The sequence below is a fragment of the Paenibacillus sp. GM1FR genome, from assembly GCF_002803315.1.
Lineage (GTDB): Bacteria > Bacillota > Bacilli > Paenibacillales > Paenibacillaceae > Paenibacillus > Paenibacillus amylolyticus.
Window position 1 is genome coordinate 62,617 of sequence record NZ_MKZL01000014.1, and the last position, 18,297, is coordinate 80,913.

17 protein-coding genes are annotated in these 18,297 nt (G+C 42.4%); 13 read left to right on the plus strand and 4 right to left on the minus strand.

The features are described from left to right. Positions 1–76 precede the first annotated feature (76 nt). On the plus strand, positions 77–1,138 hold the full coding sequence (locus PAEAM_RS13015) for an oxidoreductase (RefSeq protein ID WP_100527807.1): 1,062 nt from the start codon (positions 77–79) through the stop codon (positions 1,136–1,138). Positions 1,139–1,179: 41 nt separating this feature from the next. Here PAEAM_RS13015 and PAEAM_RS13020 read toward each other — a convergent pair whose 3' ends face one another. Beyond that, complete coding sequence (locus tag PAEAM_RS13020) at positions 1,180–2,466, minus strand: MFS transporter (RefSeq protein ID WP_165789910.1); 1,287 nt, start codon at positions 2,464–2,466, stop codon at positions 1,180–1,182. A 66-nt stretch (positions 2,467–2,532) separates the two neighbouring features. Further along, positions 2,533–3,774 (minus strand): ATP-grasp domain-containing protein, encoded by a 1,242-nt coding sequence (locus PAEAM_RS13025; RefSeq protein WP_100527809.1) that lies wholly within the window; start codon positions 3,772–3,774, stop codon positions 2,533–2,535. Positions 3,775–3,991: 217 nt separating this feature from the next. Between PAEAM_RS13025 and PAEAM_RS13030 the strand changes: the two genes are divergently transcribed. Beyond that, positions 3,992–4,555: a type 2 periplasmic-binding domain-containing protein gene (locus PAEAM_RS13030; protein ID WP_036673091.1), complete on the plus strand. Its 564-nt coding sequence runs from the start codon at positions 3,992–3,994 to the stop codon at positions 4,553–4,555. Further along, a complete protein-coding gene (locus PAEAM_RS13035) occupies positions 4,552–4,962 on the plus strand; it encodes a DUF2000 family protein (RefSeq protein ID WP_100527810.1) in 411 nt (136 codons plus the stop codon). The genes PAEAM_RS13030 and PAEAM_RS13035 overlap by 4 nt, the downstream gene beginning before the upstream one ends. Before the next feature lie 122 nt (positions 4,963–5,084). Here PAEAM_RS13035 and PAEAM_RS13040 read toward each other — a convergent pair whose 3' ends face one another. Further along, the gene (locus PAEAM_RS13040) at positions 5,085–6,299 is read right to left on the minus strand and encodes an MFS transporter (RefSeq protein WP_100527811.1); all 1,215 of its coding nucleotides are present in this window, start codon (positions 6,297–6,299) and stop codon (positions 5,085–5,087) included. A 281-nt stretch (positions 6,300–6,580) separates the two neighbouring features. On the opposite strand from PAEAM_RS13040, the gene PAEAM_RS13045 reads away from it, so the two are divergent. Further along, positions 6,581–7,159 carry a TetR/AcrR family transcriptional regulator gene (locus PAEAM_RS13045; protein ID WP_100527812.1) on the plus strand — a complete coding sequence of 193 codons (579 nt, stop codon included), beginning with the start codon at positions 6,581–6,583 and terminating at the stop codon, positions 7,157–7,159. 100 nt (positions 7,160–7,259) lie between these two features. Here PAEAM_RS13045 and PAEAM_RS13050 read toward each other — a convergent pair whose 3' ends face one another. After that, positions 7,260–8,384, minus strand: coding sequence for an LLM class flavin-dependent oxidoreductase (locus tag PAEAM_RS13050; RefSeq protein ID WP_100527813.1), 1,125 nt, complete (start codon positions 8,382–8,384; stop codon positions 7,260–7,262). Positions 8,385–8,648: 264 nt separating this feature from the next. On the opposite strand from PAEAM_RS13050, the gene PAEAM_RS13055 reads away from it, so the two are divergent. The 9 genes from PAEAM_RS13055 (at position 8,649) to PAEAM_RS13095 (ending at position 18,291) form a co-directional block, all read left to right on the plus strand. Beyond that, a complete protein-coding gene (locus tag PAEAM_RS13055; protein ID WP_100527814.1) occupies positions 8,649–10,034 on the plus strand; it encodes a helix-turn-helix domain-containing protein in 1,386 nt (461 codons plus the stop codon). A gap of 252 nt (positions 10,035–10,286) precedes the next feature. Next, positions 10,287–11,657, plus strand: coding sequence for a helix-turn-helix domain-containing protein (locus PAEAM_RS13060; RefSeq protein WP_100527815.1), 1,371 nt, complete (start codon positions 10,287–10,289; stop codon positions 11,655–11,657). A gap of 30 nt (positions 11,658–11,687) precedes the next feature. Continuing rightward, entirely contained in the window at positions 11,688–13,043 is a 1,356-nt protein-coding gene (locus tag PAEAM_RS13065) for a helix-turn-helix domain-containing protein (RefSeq protein ID WP_133120433.1), read from the plus strand. A 475-nt stretch (positions 13,044–13,518) separates the two neighbouring features. Then, positions 13,519–13,704 (plus strand): aspartyl-phosphate phosphatase Spo0E family protein, encoded by a 186-nt coding sequence (locus tag PAEAM_RS13070; protein ID WP_100527817.1) that lies wholly within the window; start codon positions 13,519–13,521, stop codon positions 13,702–13,704. Between the two features lie 333 nt (positions 13,705–14,037). Then, complete coding sequence (locus tag PAEAM_RS13075) at positions 14,038–14,724, plus strand: hypothetical protein (protein ID WP_100527818.1); 687 nt, start codon at positions 14,038–14,040, stop codon at positions 14,722–14,724. A 78-nt stretch (positions 14,725–14,802) separates the two neighbouring features. Continuing rightward, complete coding sequence (locus tag PAEAM_RS13080; RefSeq protein WP_100527819.1) at positions 14,803–15,072, plus strand: hypothetical protein; 270 nt, start codon at positions 14,803–14,805, stop codon at positions 15,070–15,072. A gap of 191 nt (positions 15,073–15,263) precedes the next feature. Beyond that, on the plus strand, positions 15,264–15,452 hold the full coding sequence (locus PAEAM_RS13085) for an aspartyl-phosphate phosphatase Spo0E family protein (RefSeq protein ID WP_036673231.1): 189 nt from the start codon (positions 15,264–15,266) through the stop codon (positions 15,450–15,452). A 242-nt stretch (positions 15,453–15,694) separates the two neighbouring features. Then, positions 15,695–17,518 carry a cache domain-containing sensor histidine kinase gene (locus PAEAM_RS13090; RefSeq protein ID WP_100527820.1) on the plus strand — a complete coding sequence of 608 codons (1,824 nt, stop codon included), beginning with the start codon at positions 15,695–15,697 and terminating at the stop codon, positions 17,516–17,518. 5 nt (positions 17,519–17,523) lie between these two features. Continuing rightward, entirely contained in the window at positions 17,524–18,291 is a 768-nt protein-coding gene (locus tag PAEAM_RS13095) for a response regulator transcription factor (RefSeq protein ID WP_100527821.1), read from the plus strand. Positions 18,292–18,297: the final 6 nt, after the last annotated feature.

Consider the following 18,297-nt stretch of genomic DNA (forward strand, 5'->3'; position numbering starts at 1 on the left):
ATATATTTCAATCATTTTACGATATATCGGAGCCGCCGTACAATATCCTTAATGACAAAGAGAGTAGGGATATGACATGGATAACATGAATACACATTCAACACTATTAAGCCCGGTAACGATTCATCAGTGGCAATTAAGGAACCGAATTGTGATGGCACCGTTGACCCGGGGATTTGCTGATGATCAGGAGGGGACCGTGACGGATGAGATGGTGGCGTATTATGAGCAGCGTGCGCGAGATGGCGTGGGACTGATCATTACCGAGGGCATTAACCCGAATCTGGCAGGCAAAGGCACTTACGGCATCCCCGGTTTATATACAGATGAACAGACAACTTCTTGGAAAAGGGTAACGGATGCTGTCCACAAACATGGCGGCACCATTATTGCTCAACTGTGGCATGTCGGCAGGTTGTCCCACTCCGATCTGATCGGAACCGCTCCAGTGGCACCTTCCAGCCTTGCGGCAGAGGGAAGAGTGCATAAGCTGCATAAGCCGTATCAGGTTCCTCAAGCGATGAGTGCACAGGATATAGCGGATACAATTCAGAATTTTCAGACGGCCGCCCGCAATGCGGTTCTCGCGGGGTTCGACGGGATCGAGCTGCATGCTGCGCATGGGTATCTGATCGACCAGTTTATCAATGAGAAGACCAACCACAGAACAGACAAATACGGAGGAGACACAGCGGGCAGATTGCGGTTCTTGCGGGATACTATTGTGGCTATGAAAAAAGAGATCCCTGTGGATCGCATATCGGTACGATTTTCCGAGAAAAAGGATGATGATGCATCCTATGCATGGGCAGATAAAGCTGGAATGATCGATGCATATCTTAATTTGTTCCGTGAGACGGGAATTACGATCTTGCATCCTTCAACAGATCAATATACAAAAGCGTGGGAAGAGGAGCAGTCCTTTCACGAGCGGATTCGAAGTCAGTGGGATGGAATTATCATTGGTGTGGGGGATTTGGATGTTCAAACCGCAGAGCACGCGATTGGTGAGGGAAGCATAGATCTTGCAGCGTTCGGCAGACCGTTTATCGCCAATCCAGATCTGGTACAGAGATTGCATACGGGTCAGCAATTGATTGAGTATGATGCGAATGCACATTTGCCTGTTTTGGTGTGAAAATAAAGTGGAAAAAAGGGCAGAACAGGCTGCCCTGAGGTTCAGATACTTTTTGAGTGATCCAGCGGTTTCATTTCGTTTCTTCTTGTTGAGCTTTTTTCGATATGCCAGAGAATAATCATAGACAACGCATAGAACAGACTGACAGCCAGAATAATGATCCATACACTTTCCATGTCCATGCTTTTGATGAAAATGCCTGTCAAATATGGACTAAGTGTATAACCCAGGCAACCTACGAATAACAGCAAGCCATTAAACCGCCCCTGATGTGTATCGGGTACACGCGAAGCAATATACAGATTGATATTGGTCTGCACGAGAATCTCTCCAATGGTCCACAGCACCGTGGATAAGGCGACGATGGAAAAGTGGGGGAAGGTTCCGAGCAGGTTCAAGGCTCCAAATCCGATTCCATAGAAGAGTGCGCCTGTAGCTATCGAGTTTAGGGCAGTTAATTTGCGTGTAGCGGACAGGATCACGGTGGTAAGAATAATGACGCTAATGGCATTGATGGTCATGACAGAGCCGTAATATGCTGCTCCGTTCTCGCCAAATGAATGATTCATCTGGAGTGGGAGGCTGAATGAGTATTGCATATAGATAAAATAGTTAAGAAATGACACAACGATGAAGAAGGCAACGAGTGGATTTTTCAGCAGTAGTCTGAATAACGGCGAAGGTGGTTGGCTCGATCGTTGTTGTTCTTGTTGTTGTCCAGCATGTTCGCTGTTTGTTGATGCCAATTCCTTGCGTGTGCCGATCTTAACCTGGTTGATGATGATAAAGGTAGATATCAGAAACACGGTACCGATACTTATAAAGACAATGTTGACATGATCCTTGATGAAAAAACCAGCGATCAGTGGTCCGATGGCTATACCCAGATTGGCCCCCAGATACATGAGGGAAAAGGCGGACTTTCGCTCTTTCTCCTCCGTGCACAGTTGAATAATCAGTGCATTATAAGCAGGCCGGGTAATGCTGATGAAAAACATGACTGCAATCAGAAGATAACCAACGGTAATGGTGCCTGACCAAAAAGAGCAGCTTATAATCAGGATGGCAGACAACAGTTGCCCGATGACAATAATTGTTTTTTTGCCCACAAGATCGCTTAAATAGCCACCGAGAAGTACACCGGGTCCGCTAATCAGGGCTGCCATGGACACAAAGATCCCTGCACTGACCACATTCATGCCCATCTGTAACGTAAGCACCAAGGTAATCAAGGAGAATACAAAATCTCCCGTGCTGTTAATCGTTCTGGCTAAACAGAGATAATAGATATCGCGGCTCAGACCCGCGTAGGTTTTGAATAACGACAATAATTCCAGCCCTCCCCAAGATAACCGTCACTCCAGACCAAAAACGGTGAGGATCATCCGTACATCTTATACGGTTTCAGCAACCGTCACTTCAATCTTGAAACGATCGTACATATCCAGCAGGGTTTGACGCAATCCATCAAACGAATCACCCTCCACGATGGCAAATCCTGATCGGGTCATGGTATCGTTGACATCCCCGGCGCGCTGTCCCACTTGATAGGATACATTGAACTCAACGATACCAGGGATATCGGCATAATCCTCTATCCCGGATATGTGTTGAATTACCCCTGCGCGTGAAGGGAAGCAGATCATGCCTGTGAATTTATGGCGCGTCTCCTGTTGCTTGAATTCATATATTCCAACTTCCAGATCAGTGACGGCTTCGAAGAAATCAACGCCATGGGTGTTCTTGATACAAGGAGGCATAACATGTGATCCCCCGATTCTTGCACCAATTTCTCCAAACACCACTTCTCCTTCCGGAGTCAGAAAAAGTTCGGCATGTGTTACGGATTGATTGATACCCAAGGCAGCAATGACCTGTTCATTGAGTTCTTTGATGTGATGGATAAAATCAGCTTCCGTGCCTTCAGGGAACGTAATACTGGCTGGAGGTTTCTGCTTCGTCGCAATATCCAGGCAGTTATACAGGTATTGGGAAACAGATGCAAATACAACCTTGCCCTTGGACACAATGGAATCACAATGAAACTCCGTACCGTGGATGAATTCCTCCAGCAAATCCCTTTGCTGTGCTTGTCTTGTATGGTGTAGATAATGTACCAGTTCATCCATGCTGGATAATTTGAACGTATTGATACTTCCATATCCGCTGAGTGGCTTCACAATAATCGGGAAGCCGTGTACAGCAGTGAAACGAATATAGTCCTGTTCATGTAGAGCAATTGCAATTTCGGATGTCCGAATTCCACGTTGATGCAGCATTTGTTTCATGATCCATTTGTTGCGAACAGCCTCAGCCTGATTGCGCTGCATACCGGGGATCCCGAACTCAGAACGGAGCTGACCACCGATCTCAATCGCATTCTCACCCGGCGTTAACAGAGCAGAGATGCAATGGGATTCTCGAATCTGCATTATATGCTCCCGGATGGCATCTACGGACTCCAGATGATCGACATATCTAATTTCATCAAAGAAGTCCCTGAGGACCTCATCATGATGCAAATTATGCCGTTCAATAATCAGAATTTTCTTGTGATCCGCCAATTTCTGCAAAGGTTTAACGAAGTTTAATCCAGTTGGAAGCCTAAAATCAGATATGTATACAATGGTTTTCATACGTTCTCGTATATCCCCTTTCAACAAAATACTAAAAATAGTAAAAATTCATTTCATAACATTATAGCTCAATATTTTCCATTTTGAATACACCTTTTGGTTAAAAATATGAACCAAAATACATATTTATGTTGCGTTAAAGTGTTAATTGACAATAGGAATTTTTTGGTATACGATCTTTAGCGGATTAGAAATAAAAAGGAGGAAATAGAAATAAATGGAGATCGTTAAAGAGAAATATGCCATACTGGGAACGCTGGGAGACGATGAAGGATTCCTGACTTGTAGCATGCATATCGCGAAAAAGCTAGGCAACTCGGAACGTATCAAGCCATACCCTGAATTTGAAGCGGCTGCGGAAGACTTGAGATCAGGGATCATATCCTGCTTACTGGTCCCCGGGGCGTATCCCAAGCTCAACAGCTTCATCATGGATTCTGAACTAGCGGTGTCTGAGAGCTTTGTGGAGAAAATTCCTGCGCTGGTTCTATCCGGCTTCCATGCGGTATGTCCCGATCAGATCGATATTATCTATCATCATCCAGCAACCACATACTTGTTATCTGAACTTGATACAACCTATAGAGAGAACAGCACCGTATCGTCCAACCCTGAAGCTTGCAGGAAGGTCATGCACAACACGGAGAAGTCCATTGCGCTCACGAATCAGCTATGCGCTGATCATTACGGGCTTGTGACCTACAAAGTATTGCGTGAGGGAATCAATATGCCATGGGTATGTTTTACTCAAAATACACAGAGGGTGAATACAGTCATATGAAAAGAATTGCTATTATACTGGATAAAAATTTGGAACCTGGCGCCGCCGCCAATGTGGCTGCCCTGTTAATGGGACAAGCAGCCCTGAATGAGCCGGAGTTATATTCTGATCAACCTGTGCTGGATCATAGCGGCGTTCAGCATGCGGGCATCCGATATAGCACTGTCATTCTGAAGGCCGGGGAGAATCAACTGATCAATCTGGCCAAACTCTGCCCAGATGACAGCGGGGGACTGAGCCATGTTGTTTTTTCACAGACAGGCCAGTCGCTCAACAATGCCTTTGAACAATATGCAGTTGAGATTGCTTCGATGGAATTGGAAGCTACCAAAGTGGTAGGTGTCATTGTATGGGGCGAGGATGATCAAGTTAGGGCAGCGACCAAAAAATTCAGTGTCATGAAATAAGGGAAAAGGGCAGAAGCGGATCTTTAGAGATCACTCTGCCCTTCTTTATATATGAAAGAATTGTTATAGAGGTTGTTCAAAAGTCCGATTTTGATTAGGAAGGATGCCTGAAGGCATCGCACTTATAGATGTTTGCTGACAACGGCAGCTTTCTTTTCCGTAAAGTAATACACCAAAGCGAGCAGCGGCATAATCAGGCCAATTAGCGTTGTGAGACTCCAGCCTCCGTTAGCATAAGACCAGCTTCCAAGGGATGAACCAATCGCACCGCCGACAAAAAAGATCGACATGAATATGCCATTCACACGTCCTCTCGCTTCACTTCCTAAGGAGTAGATAATGCGTTGACCCAGCACCAGATTTCCCGAGACAGCCATATCCAGTGTGATCGCGACGATCACAAGCAGTATCAGTGCTAACGTGGAGTGACTCTGGAACGCATAAGCAAGACCAAACGAAGCAGCAGCGATCACCATGGCAGCACCTGTCAGAATACGTGTTAGTCCGCGATCAGCCAGTCTCCCGGCAATGGGAGCGGCAATAGCACCACCGACACCAGCCAGTGCGAACCAGGCAATCCCTTGCTGTGACATATCAAAATCGTTAGCGAGCCTGAGCGGAACCGTAGTCCAGAACAAGCTGAAAGCACCAAACAGACTGGCCTGATAGAACGCCCGGCGGCGCAGCAGCGGCATCGTTCTGAACAGTGTGCCCAAGGACACGATTAATTGCCCGTATTTCAAGGTGGGTTCAGGCTGGCGAGCAGGAAGAGCACGTGATAGGAGCAGCATTAGAAGTGTTATGACAATGGCGGAGAATACAAAGACCGTCTGCCATCCGAAGAGGCTGGTGATAAAGCTTGCGACAGGACGAGCCAGCATGATGCCCAGCAACAGACCACTCATTACATTGCCAACAACCCGTCCGCGCTGTTTCTCGGAAGTAAGATATGTCGCATAGGGCACCAGAATTTGAGCGACAACAGAACCTATACCAATGAACAGAGAGGCAGTCAGAAATACAACAGCAGTGGGCGAGAAAGCCGCAGCAATCAGGGCAACAACCAGTACGATGAGGAAAAGAACGACCAAGCGTCGATTCTCGGTAATGTCACTGAGCGGCACGATAAACAGCAAACCAATGACATAACCAATCTGAGTCAACGTTACGATCAATCCGGCAGCGGCAGAAGACAGACCCGTTGTCATGCTGATCGGACCGATAACGGTCTGTGCATAATACAGATTTGCCACGATCAATCCACAAGCGGATGCCAGCAAAAAAATAATCCAGGTGGGCACAGGTGCCTTCTTCACTTGTTGTCTCATATCCATCATAATCATCCTCCACAGTTCTAAATTGATATTCCCAATAAACAGGTGATATTTAAAAACGTTAATTACTAAACGGTGTGTTCACTAATTACAAATATATAATAAACTAAACGTATAGTATTGTAAATAGGCTCTACATATTTTAATGAGAAAGTTAATGAGGATGAAAAGGTGAGCGTAGGATGGAATTGTGTGTACTCATGGCAGTTTAGTATAATGAACGTATCGTTTTTATGAAAAATACTGATGATTAAATATATTTTATACATCCAGGAGGGTTCAAGATGACTGCCAAAAGAGGACGTCCGCGTAACATGGAAACCCAGAATGCCATTCTTACAGCATCGTATGAGTTGTTGTTGGAGCACGGATTCGGGGCAGTTACAATCGAGAAGATTGCTGAACGTGCACAGGTGAGCAAAGCCACTATCTACAAATGGTGGCCGAATAAAGGCGCTGTCATCATGGACGGATATATGTCTGCTGCAACGGCAAGATTGCCAGTGCCGGATACAGGCTCGGTATTGGAGGATATACGCATACATGCGAGTAATCTGGTTCGTTTTTTGACCAGTCGGGAAGGAAAAGTGATTACACAGATTATTGGGGAAGGGCAGTCGGATGAAGGGCTTGCCGAAGAATACCGTACAAGGTACATCCAACCGCGTCGACGTGAAGCTCGGGGAATTCTGGAGAAGGGTGTGGAGCGCGGCGAATTGAAGGCAGGGGTGGACATTGGATTATACATTGATCTGATCTATGGGCCGGTGTTCTATCGTATGTTAGTGACGGGGGAAGCGATGGATGATGCGTTTGTAGATCTGATGCTTCGTTCATTGTTGGAAGGCATTCAGACCAAGTAGATATAGGGATAGTCGCGATACAAGTGGGAGGAAGAGGGAAGAGGGCGATTCGTAGGAATCACCCTGGAAGGAGCACATGTATATTGTACGTGGGAGATTGTTAGACCTGGAATATAGGTGAGATGGCTGTGGGCCATGAATCTGTAACATTAGAGGAAAGGAAGGATGAGTGCTGGGTTAACACCGGGGGTTCATTCCATACCGAACTGGGCAGTTCGCGGCGTAATACAGGGGCAACTTCCTTGGCAAAACGCTCCACTTGCTCAAGTTGCTCGCTATGCGTCAGTCCATCTACGCTAATACTCAACACCTGATGTCCGTAAGCGGCATGATAGTCCAGAATTTTCTCAATGATCTGCTCCGGACTGCCGATTAACGCAGGACCTCGTGCAATGTTATCCTCCAGATCGGTGAAGGGGGACTGGTTATGCTGTGCGGCGGCGGTGGCATGGAACGCTTCATAATATGGCTTATAACGGCGAATGGCTTCTTCACCTGTATCCGCAAGATAGAGACTGCCGGCACCAGAGCCAATCACTGCTTGCTGCGGATCATGACCATAATAATCCAGGCGTTCCCGATAATGATCAATTAACGCTTTGTATTTGGCTTGCGGGTGAAAAGAGTTCGACGTGAAGAGCGGCTCGCCATATTTGGCAGCGAGTTCCGTCGAGACCGTGCTGGACGCGCTACCATGCCAGATCGGGATGGATTGCTGAAGCGGCCTGGGCCACGTGGTCACTCCCTCAAGCGGAGGGCGATACGTTCCCTGCCAGGTTACATTCTCTTCAGACCACAGCCGTCTTAGCAAATGATAGCGTTCATCGAGTGAATTCCATTGTTCCTCTTCGCGTATGCCAAACAGCGGATAGTGCCGAGGGTCATTGCCTTTCCCGATGATCATCTCCAGCCGTCCGCCCGATAATTGATCCAACGTGGCATAATCCTCGGCAACCCGGACTGGATCAAGTATACTAAGAACAGTGACGGTGGTTAGTAACCGAATGCGTGTGGTTGCTGCGGCTATTGCGGTTAATACGACAGGTGGCGAGGAAGATAGAAAAGGCGCACCGTGTCGTTCACCGATCCCATAGGCATCGAATCCCAGTCGTTCAGCCAGCTTCGCTTGCTCTAATATATTGTGGAATTTCTGCTGAGTTGTCAGAGCTTCCCCGGTTACGGCATTAGGCAGATTCATCATGAGACTAAACAAGGCAAATTTCATCTGACCTTCTCCTCGAACTGAATTGATAGTATCTGTGTCGTATAATCCTATTGAAATAGTAGGATATGTAAGTTGGACTAAATGTATCACGTTCTCACGGATTCTTCTAATGGATTTTTTCTATAAGCAAGAACAGCGAGGCCTCCTTGCATAAATGTGAAGGGAATTGCCACGATTTTTATTGACCGCTGTAAAATTTAGGATTAAAATTGTGCTTATCATATAAATTCAAAATTATGGATTTTCATTGTGGAGGTGGGATACATGGAACCTACAACTACGATACGCTCATATATTGAGGACTACATCAGGAAACAGGGGTACACCCTGCAGTATTTTGCCGATATATCGGGAGTTAACGCTGGAACGCTTAGCGCAATTATTAAGGGGACTCGGCCCATCGCTATGGCGCAACTGGATCTGATTACCCAAGGCATGAAGCTGGAAGAGGGGTATTTCTACGAGATTTATGGGGCTGAATGTTTCGTGGAATCGGCACCTCATTGGAGGAGACTGGAACCATTCCTGCAACGCTGTGCTGAATTGGACAAGCTGGAATGTATTCATAAGGTTATCCAGGAAGTGACGGATGATCGCTCGTATATCTCGGAGTTGTTTGAGATGGCGGAAGGCATGCTTGAACGTGGACAGACGAAGGCTGCACGGATGTTGTACGAATGTGTGGCGGAGTGTGAGAAATATCAACATTCGGAACGTCTGGCTTTGTGCCAGTATCGCATCTTCACCCTCTCGCTTGGTCAGAATCAACATGATAACCTGCGGGCCGCTGTGCACTTTGAGCCATATATTAATCGGCTGGATGAGGAACGACAACTGGATGCGATCAAGGATTTGGCGAATACGTATGCTTCACTTCGATACTGGGAAAAGGTATTTAATTTGGCTGAAGAATTAGATCAGAAAACGAAAATTTTGCAGTCATATACAAAGAAAAAAATAGACAAAAGTGATAGACTTACCGCCTATCCTTTGTTTGTATATAGAGCTTATTCAAATTTACTTAAATCATCGGTATGTGAGAAGCAGGGGCGGTATGAAGAGGCTCTAGTCTACACAGAGTTCTATGCCAAACTTGCTAATGTCTCGGAACCGGATGAAGAAGATCAAATATTTATTGATAATTTTGCTGGATGGGCGGAAGCCAATACTTATTTATATAAATTGATGATGGGTGACCATAGTGTTTTACCTGCTTATATGGAATTTATTGAAGAAAATGAAGAGGAAATTTTACCTGCAATCATTAATATTTTGGAGGCAGCTAATAAGTTCGATAGAAATATTGATGATATTTTGTATAAGTTCAGCGATCGAATTAACTCGGAAATTAACTGTTTAAAAGGATATACTGAGCAGATGAAAAATGAAATTTATGCTGCATTCTTGTTGGAACGTTCTCTTTATCACTTAAATCGTCATGAATATCCAGAGGGTTTGAAGCAACTTATGCACTGTCTGAGAGAGTCTGTACGATTTAACAATCAAACAGATATCATTCATTGTGTTTCCTTGTATGAGAAGTACAAAAACATGGGTACCACTGAAATCGAGCATCAGTACAAACTTATCATGATGGAGGTTCAGAAATCCTATGAAAAAAAAGAAAATCTACTATATAATTTTGCTTAGTATTATGATTATTAATGTAAGTCAATTAGCTAATTTTAATAGTGATGGAATTATACAAATAATGGGTATTACACATGGAGTGGGAAAATTATAACAGTGGATATATTAAATTTTTCAAAAAGGTTTACTTTCAAGTAACGAGAGTAAGCTTTTTTGTATTTTCATAGATTGACCAATGTAAAATACAGGATTAAAATAACATTTATTATATGAAATTGAATTATAAGTGATTCTAATGACGGAGGTGAGACAGTGGAATTGGTACCTAAAATAAGAGTACATATTGAGAAATATATGAGAGAGCAGAATCTCAAGTTGCAGCATTTTTCCGATATTACTGGAATTAATGTTGGAACTTTAAGTGCCATTCTTAAAGGCAACAGGCCATTGTCTATGAACCAACTGAATCAGATTACTTCTGTTATGGGATTAGAGAAAGGGTATTTTTATGAGAGTTATGGGGTTGAATCCTTCATAGAATCTTCGCCCCACTGGAGACGTTTGGAGCCATATCTATATGAGTGTGCTGAGCTTTGTAAGCTGGATTGTATACAAAAAGTCATCACTCATGTAACGGACGATCGATCATATATAGAAGAATTATTTGATGTAGCTGAAAGCTTTTTTGCTAGAGGATTAAAAGAAGTAGCTCTTATTTTGTATGAATGTGTGGCAGACAGTGAAAAATATCAACACTCCGAGCGGTTGGCCTTATGCCAGTACCGTATTTTTCTGCTTCATAAAACACTGAATAAATTCAATAACTTAAATGCCGCAGTAAAATTTGAACCTTTTATCGAAAAATTGAATGAGGAAGTACAACTGGATGCGATTAAAGATTTAGCTAATTTGTATGGCGCGATAAATCTATGGGATAAGGTTTTTGAACTGGCTAATGAATTGATTCAAAGAACTGAATTCCAAGTTCAACTTCAATCTATGAGACGGAACAGAAAACCAAGAATAGCCTCTTATCCTCTATTTACTTATAAAGCTTATGCTAATCTGCTCATGGCAAATGTATCTGAAGAACGTAAGCAATATATGAAAGCTTTGGAGTACACAGATGTTTATGAGGATATTATGGATGGGATTAAAAATCCAACAGAGGAAGAGCAAGAATTGATAGATCGATTCAAGGGCTGGGCTGAGGGCAATCGATATTTGTACAAAATACTATCAGGTGACTTCGAAGGCTTAAACCGTTATTTGAATTACCTAGATGTTAATCATGCCGAAATTTTAACAGCACTCGCTTATATTATACAGGCGGCAAATCAGTACTCTTTTAATATCGACCATGCATTAAATAGATTCCAAAATCACATTGATCAAATTAAAGCAGCAAGACATGTAAAAGGAGTATATAACGAACAGGCATCAAATTTTAGATATATACGCTTATTCTACGAACTAGCAAAATACAGATTGAATCAGAACCAAATTGAACAGGGAATAGAACATCTAATTACTAGTTTGGAACGTTCTTCTTCATGTAATGAAGATCTAATGTGTATCAAATGTATTGATTTATACGGGAAATATAGAGATCGCGCCAGTAAGACTCAGGAAGAGCAGTATACAAAACTAATAGATAAGTTAAGTGTACCGACTTTTCGATAGTAAAACATCTGGGGAAGGACGATGAAGACAATGTCCAATATACGTTCCTATATTGAAAGTCACTTGAAAAATAAGGGATATAAGCTACAGCAATTTTCAGAAATGGCTGACATTAATGTTGGTACATTAAGTGCGATCATCAAAGGAACCAGACTTATGTCAATGAATCAACTAGACCTAATCACATCAGCAATGGGTTTAGAGCAGGGATACTTTTATGATATGTATGGTGTGGAATGTTTTATTGATTCTGCACCTCATTGGAGACGTTTAGAACCGTTTATATATCGTTGCGCTGAGCTTGGCAAGCTGGATATTATCGAACAAGTCATTACTCATGTGACAGATGATCAATCCTATATTGATGAGTTATTTGATGTGGCAGAGAGTCTCTATAATACAGGCATGAATGAAACGGCACTCATTATATATGAATGTGTGGCCGACAGTGAGAAGTATCAACATTCGGAGCGGTTGGCTCTTTGCCAGTACCGCATGTTCTTGCTTCATAAAACACTGAGTAAATATGATAATCTCAATGCAGCAGTAAAGTTCGAACCGTATATTGATAAATTAAATGAAGAAGTGCAATTGGATGCAATTAAAGACTTGGCAAACGTATATAATACGATACATTTGTGGGACAAGGTCGATTTATGGGCACGGGAACTGGAACGGAAAGCAGAATTCCAATTAAAAATTCAATCTCGTAGGCGAAAAAATAAAAGAAGGCTAACAGCCTATCCTCTTTTTACTTATGTAGCCTATGCAAACTTATTAATATCAAGCGTTTATGATACCCGCAAGGAATACGATGAGGCCATAAATTATCTGCAAAAATACATGGAGATAATTGAAATTGAGAATCCTACAGAAGAGGATCAAAAAATAATAGATCTATTCAAGAAATGGGGAGAGGGGAATCAATATGCATTCCGAATATTGCTAGGTCAGGAGGAAGTAATCTTTCCTTATTTAGGATACTTAAAGAACAATCCAGAAGAGATATTAACTGGTTTGCTAAATATATTGGAAGCAGCTAATCAGTATGGATTTAATATTGGTCATGCTTTGAAAAAGTTTGAATATCCGATTAATTTGTTTAATACGGACTTTCATAATAAAGGTGGTTATACCGATCAAATGATAGACCATGGATATAGAGTTTTTTATTATGAATTGGCAAAATATCAAATAAATCAATATAATTATTCACTTGGAATTGATGCCTTACTTATTTGCTTAGATCTCTCTTCTTCAAGTAAAGATGAACTAATGTGCATTAAATGTTTAGATTTGTATGGGGAGTATAGGAGTGAAGCCACCGAAACACAGATCAGAAAGTACAAAAAAGTAATCGAAAAGTTAAGTTTACCGACTTTTTGATAATGAAATATCTGGGAAGGGACGATGAAGAAGATGCACAATATTCGTTCCGTATATGTTGTTTAATTATGAACTCGCAAAGTATAAATCCAGACTAAAAGTTTATCAAACCGGTATAGATATAATACTTTATAATTTATCTCTTCAACTTTGAACCAAGACGATCACATGACAGTAAAATGCGTTGATTTATACGGACTTACAGACAGCAAGCTAGTTTGTCTCAGCAAGAGACGTATTCACAATTATTTAAGACGATAAATATTAAATAAAACAAACAGCCTATCTGCTTTTGAGGTAGGCTGTTTTGTATTTTGCTAAAGGATTAAGCAGAGCGCAATGCCTTTTCTAAAGATTTGTTTTTACAATATTATGCAAAACATATTATGTTCTAAAAAGCACTTGTAGTCATTAGCGAAACTAATAGCTTACTCATATTGAATATTTTCCAGAATGTCCTAGAGGGGTACATGCTATGAGAGAACGGAGTATCTTGAAAGACCAGATCGAGCAAGGTCGGCAAGAGTTAAGTCGCTTGGTAGATCAATATGGAATTCCTAGTGTTAAAGTTATTGAACAGTCTATGGCACTGGATGAGCTAATTAATGAATATAATCGAGTTACTTTGGGAGTGAGCGTAAAGAGGTGTAAAGTATTGTGAAATTAACTTGAAATCATAGTCATACTAAAAATAGTGTTTTTATGATGATTATCAATGTTTAATAACAATAGGGCTATATTATGGATTATTATTCATAAAAAGTTTATTTAAGTTTCTTTTGAAAATGATTATATGATTAATCTGAGCACGTTTTCAATTACAAAGAAAGAAAAGAGGTGATTGCAACGTTAGGATATGGATAAAATTTGATTTAAGTCGATGAAGAGAGAATTCTAGATTCAAAGATAACACAGTCATATGATCTTAGTTTCTTTATTAAGTTAGTTAGGTTATTAACGTGACTATTTTAAAACTTATGAGGAGGTTCTATCTATGAAAAAATTTGGGAAAATTCTATTAACAGCAATTATGATTTCTTCTGTATTTTCAACGGTGGCATCTGCTTCATCTGAGGGACCAGTTATAAGTACGAATTCGCCTGAAATAGTGATTAATAATGATATTTCTCAAACAAGTACAATAGGTATTTTTGATCCTAATTTTAAAGAAAAAGCTATTTCACAAGGACTTGATCCTGAAACAATTATTGCAGGGTATTATGTTCCTTTTGATAAGACCCGTTCCAATCTATCAAACGATCAGGTGCTTCCTTCTGCGATAGGGGATTACTATCTGAAAAACATTGACATGACCCAAATTACTGGAAATGTTATTGAGCGTGCGATTGGAAAAGGTCCAGCGCCCTTGTCCTTGTCTGTTATTGATGGTGTAGCTACTACGTTCTCTGCTGAAGTTTCTTCGAAAGCTGGATGGGGAGGCGCAGAGATTGCTGCAAAGCTAGGCACGACTTATCAGGCAACTCGTAACTTTAACAAATCATACGGACCAATCCAAATTCCTGCAAATAAAACATATACCATTTACTGCGCACCAACATACAACTACTATTCGTTTCAGATATGGAAACAAGGTTTCTTTTCTGATTCTTATATTGGTACTTATGAGTATAAAGAACCGACGGGTTTATACTTTTACTGGCAAGATACTACTGGTTGGTAACTAGACATAATTTCACAATTTTGGTAATATGGTAGCGCATACAACAGCAATACTATATTATCAAAGGAGAATTTAAATTTGAAAAGTAAAATGATTTCCTTAGTAGCCCTTATCTGTTCACTTGTATTATTTGTTATTGGATTTCAGTTTATTGCTCAAAGTACTGATTGGGGTATGGACAAAGCTATGTTGGTTCTTGCAGAATACCAAAATGTAAAGTCTGATACCTCTGATATCTTTGGTAGTTTTATAAACTCAGAGATTTGGTCGTATAAAATTGAAGGAATATTATTGATATTTTTAGGGATGTTAATGTTGTATTTAGCAAATTCATTACGAAGTAAATAATGAAAAGTATTCGGGTCCCGAATACTTTTTTTCTTATTTACAATTTAATCTGTAGTTCAACATATAAGTATGAAAAAGGTTGAATTTCTTTGAAAAAAATTTGTAAATAAACATTTTATTCTGCAAAGGAATAAAATATGAATTTTTTGGCAATGTATCCTAAAATGTTATACAAAGAGGGGGTGCATGCTGTGAGTGAACCGATACAGATCACAGATAAAATCGAACGGAACAGGCAAGAGTTGAGTCGTTTGGCGGAGAATCATGGCATGCAGGACAACCAAGTCCTCCGACAGTCCATGGTACTGGACGAGCTTATTAATGAATATAATCGATTCAAATATAAAAGCCATCTCAGGAACAGACAACCGATTGCATAATGCAGTCGGTTTTTTTGTCTAAATAGTGTTCTATAGAAATAGCGTAGTCGACTGTAGCGATACAGTCGGCTTTTTGGCGTTCACCCTGAAACCTATGCGGATAACTTGAAATTCCGTACCAATTCCAGGATTGGCAGGATAGCGGATGATCATTAAAACTGGATATGATGACCCCAGTTATATCCAGATTGATCTGTGAAGGGGGCTCATACAATGATCGGGAGAGGGAGGGATGAACGGAAATGATGGACAAGGTACGCATTTTTTTCGGAAAAAATGTAAACCTGCGCACCAAGTTGCTCCTGTTGTTCCTGGCGCTGACGTTGCTGCCGCTAAGTTTGCAGGGATTGATGAACTACAAGCATTTCTCGCAGACGATGGATCGCAAGACCGAGCAATTCACCATTGATATGGTTCGCCAGATTAACGCCAATCTGAATCGGCTGCTGAAGGACTATGAGCGGTTGTCGCTCTTGCCGCTTTACGATCAGATGGTGCTTGGCATTCTGGGCAAATACAACGCTTCAATGGGGTCGGGAACATGGGCGAGGTCTGAGGATTATCTGAAAATGAAGCTTTACACATCGGGTCAAGCTTATGACCGGCCCGAGATTCGGGGAATTCATCTGATCAGCAACAGCGGTATTTTGTTCTCCAATCTCGATTCACTGGCGGTCAAGCCGGTATGGGACAGTAGGCAGGATGAATGGTTTGCAGAGCTTGAAGACTCGGAAGGGACATGGCGTCTGCTTCCTCCGCATCAACCCGGCTATTACACGGGCGGTCAGCAAGAATCGTATATATCGGTGTGCAGAGTGCTTCGAGATCCGGGAACGCTCCAGCGATTGGGTTACATTTTGATTGACATTCGTCTGGAGGCTTTCGGTCAACTGTTATCCAATCTGAATTATGAGCAAGATGCAAGTCTGATGATTGTAGACAGCAAGCAGCGTCTGCTGTTCGAACGGACCTCAATCGGAGGAATGTCTGCGTACGACCAGTTGCTAATGCAGGGACAGCTTCAAAGCTATGCAGGAAACCAAAAAGTTATTCTGGATGGGCAACTCTATCTCTATGTACAACACCATTCCAGCTATTCCGGGCTTTCGGTGATCAGTCTTACACCTATTGCTGTGATTCAAAAGGAGTCGGGTGAGATGCTCACCTTTACAATATGGTTCGCAGTGTTATGTATGGCGGGTATAGCGATTCTGGCGGTTCTGTTATCCTATCGTATCACCCGGCCACTGATTCGACTGAAGCACCACATGATTCGGGTGGAGCAGGGAGATTTTAGCCAGCGTGTATCATACTTCAGCAGTGATGAATTCGGACAGATTAGCCGGGGCTTTAACCGAATGATGGAAGAGATTCATCGACTGTTCAATGAGGTGTTTCTGCTGGGTATTCAAGAGCGGGAGGCCGAGTTGTCAGCGTTACAAAGCCAGATGAATCCCCATTTTATATACAACACGCTGGAGTCCATTAACATGATGGCCATTCGCCAGAAGCATGCTGAGGTATCGGACATGGTGACGGCGCTTGGCAAGCTGCTGCGTTATACGATTGATAAGGTGGACCGGATGGTTCCACTTGGAGAAGAACTTGCTTTTGTACAATCCTATGTACGCATTCAGCAGGTCCGTTACAACGGCAAGTTAGAGATTATCTATGACATCGAAGAAGCAATAACCGAGTATTTGATTCCCAAGCTGGTACTGCAACCGCTGGTGGAAAATGCAGTCTACCATGGCATTGAAGGGCAGGAAAATGGAGGAGTAATCTGGGTATCTGCCTTGAAATTCGACCACGAGCTGCTGATTAGTGTACGAGACAACGGTAAGGGTATGACTCAGGCAAAGATTGACGAGTTAAATGAATCCATATCAAAACAGCCTTCCAATGAGGCATTACGTTGCCATGCCGGGGACAGTCTGGGGCTTAACAATATCGCTCAGAGGCTTCACCTCATGTATGGAGAAGGCGGCAGCCTAAGCATTGATGGAAGTCCCGGGCAGGGACTGGTGGTCACGATATCCATTCAACTTCTACCGAAAGGGGATTGAAGCGCATGTATAAAGTATTGCTTGTAGAGGATGAGACGGTCATCCGTCAGGGACTGAGGGAACTGATCGTACAAGTGTCTTCTCAGTTTCAGGTAACGGGCGAAGCATCGAGCGGTACCGAGGCGCTGGATTTTCTGAGATGTGAGGTGCCGGACGTGTTAATCACGGATATCCGCATGCGTGAAATGGACGGACTAACTTTGGTAAGCAAAGCAAGAGACATGTACCCTGAATTGCTAATGCTCATCATTAGCGGCTACGGTGAGTTTGAATATGCACGCAGAGCGATGGAGTTTGGGGTGTTGAACTACCTGTTGAAGCCAATTGATCGTTATGAACTGGCATTATGCATACAAAAGATTCAAATGCTGCTGGATCGCAGATACGGTATTACAACTCTTTCTATCCCTGAGCCATCTGGGAAAACAGAACACGCTGGTGGAGATACACGGAAGATTATCCGAGATGTGAAGGAGCACATCAAGCAACATCCCGATGGAGATCTGCGACTTCAGACGATAGCAGATCTCGTTAACTTGAACCCTACTTATTTAAGCCAATTGTTCAAGAACGAAATAGGCATCAATTATTCCGAATACATCACGGAGGCACGTATGGAGCGGGCCAAGTGGTTGCTGATCAACACGGGTCTCAAAATCTATGATGTGGCACGGTTATCCGGGCATCAGAGCCCCAAACACTTCATGCTGGTGTTCAAGCAGCAGGTGGGATGGACCGCAGGAGAATATCGAGACCGATTCAGTATCTCTTGAAAAACC

What these genes read in the sequence shown, in the direction of transcription:
- PAEAM_RS13070 (WP_100527817.1), top strand. Translation starts at nt 13,519, where the DNA reads ATGAGAGAACGGAGTATCTTGAAAGACCAGATCGAGCAAGGTCGGCAA.
- PAEAM_RS13050 (WP_100527813.1), bottom strand. Translation starts at nt 8,384, where the DNA reads ATGAAATTTGCCTTGTTTAGTCTCATGATGAATCTGCCTAATGCCGTA.
- PAEAM_RS13025 (WP_100527809.1), bottom strand. Translation starts at nt 3,774, where the DNA reads ATGAAAACCATTGTATACATATCTGATTTTAGGCTTCCAACTGGATTA.
- PAEAM_RS13040 (WP_100527811.1), bottom strand. Translation starts at nt 6,299, where the DNA reads ATGATGGATATGAGACAACAAGTGAAGAAGGCACCTGTGCCCACCTGG.
- PAEAM_RS13065 (WP_133120433.1), top strand. Translation starts at nt 11,688, where the DNA reads ATGTCCAATATACGTTCCTATATTGAAAGTCACTTGAAAAATAAGGGA.
- PAEAM_RS13015 (WP_100527807.1), top strand. Translation starts at nt 77, where the DNA reads ATGGATAACATGAATACACATTCAACACTATTAAGCCCGGTAACGATT.
- PAEAM_RS13055 (WP_100527814.1), top strand. Translation starts at nt 8,649, where the DNA reads ATGGAACCTACAACTACGATACGCTCATATATTGAGGACTACATCAGG.
- PAEAM_RS13045 (WP_100527812.1), top strand. Translation starts at nt 6,581, where the DNA reads ATGACTGCCAAAAGAGGACGTCCGCGTAACATGGAAACCCAGAATGCC.
- PAEAM_RS13035 (WP_100527810.1), top strand. Translation starts at nt 4,552, where the DNA reads ATGAAAAGAATTGCTATTATACTGGATAAAAATTTGGAACCTGGCGCC.
- PAEAM_RS13030 (WP_036673091.1), top strand. Translation starts at nt 3,992, where the DNA reads ATGGAGATCGTTAAAGAGAAATATGCCATACTGGGAACGCTGGGAGAC.
- PAEAM_RS13090 (WP_100527820.1), top strand. Translation starts at nt 15,695, where the DNA reads ATGATGGACAAGGTACGCATTTTTTTCGGAAAAAATGTAAACCTGCGC.
- PAEAM_RS13095 (WP_100527821.1), top strand. Translation starts at nt 17,524, where the DNA reads ATGTATAAAGTATTGCTTGTAGAGGATGAGACGGTCATCCGTCAGGGA.
- PAEAM_RS13075 (WP_100527818.1), top strand. Translation starts at nt 14,038, where the DNA reads ATGAAAAAATTTGGGAAAATTCTATTAACAGCAATTATGATTTCTTCT.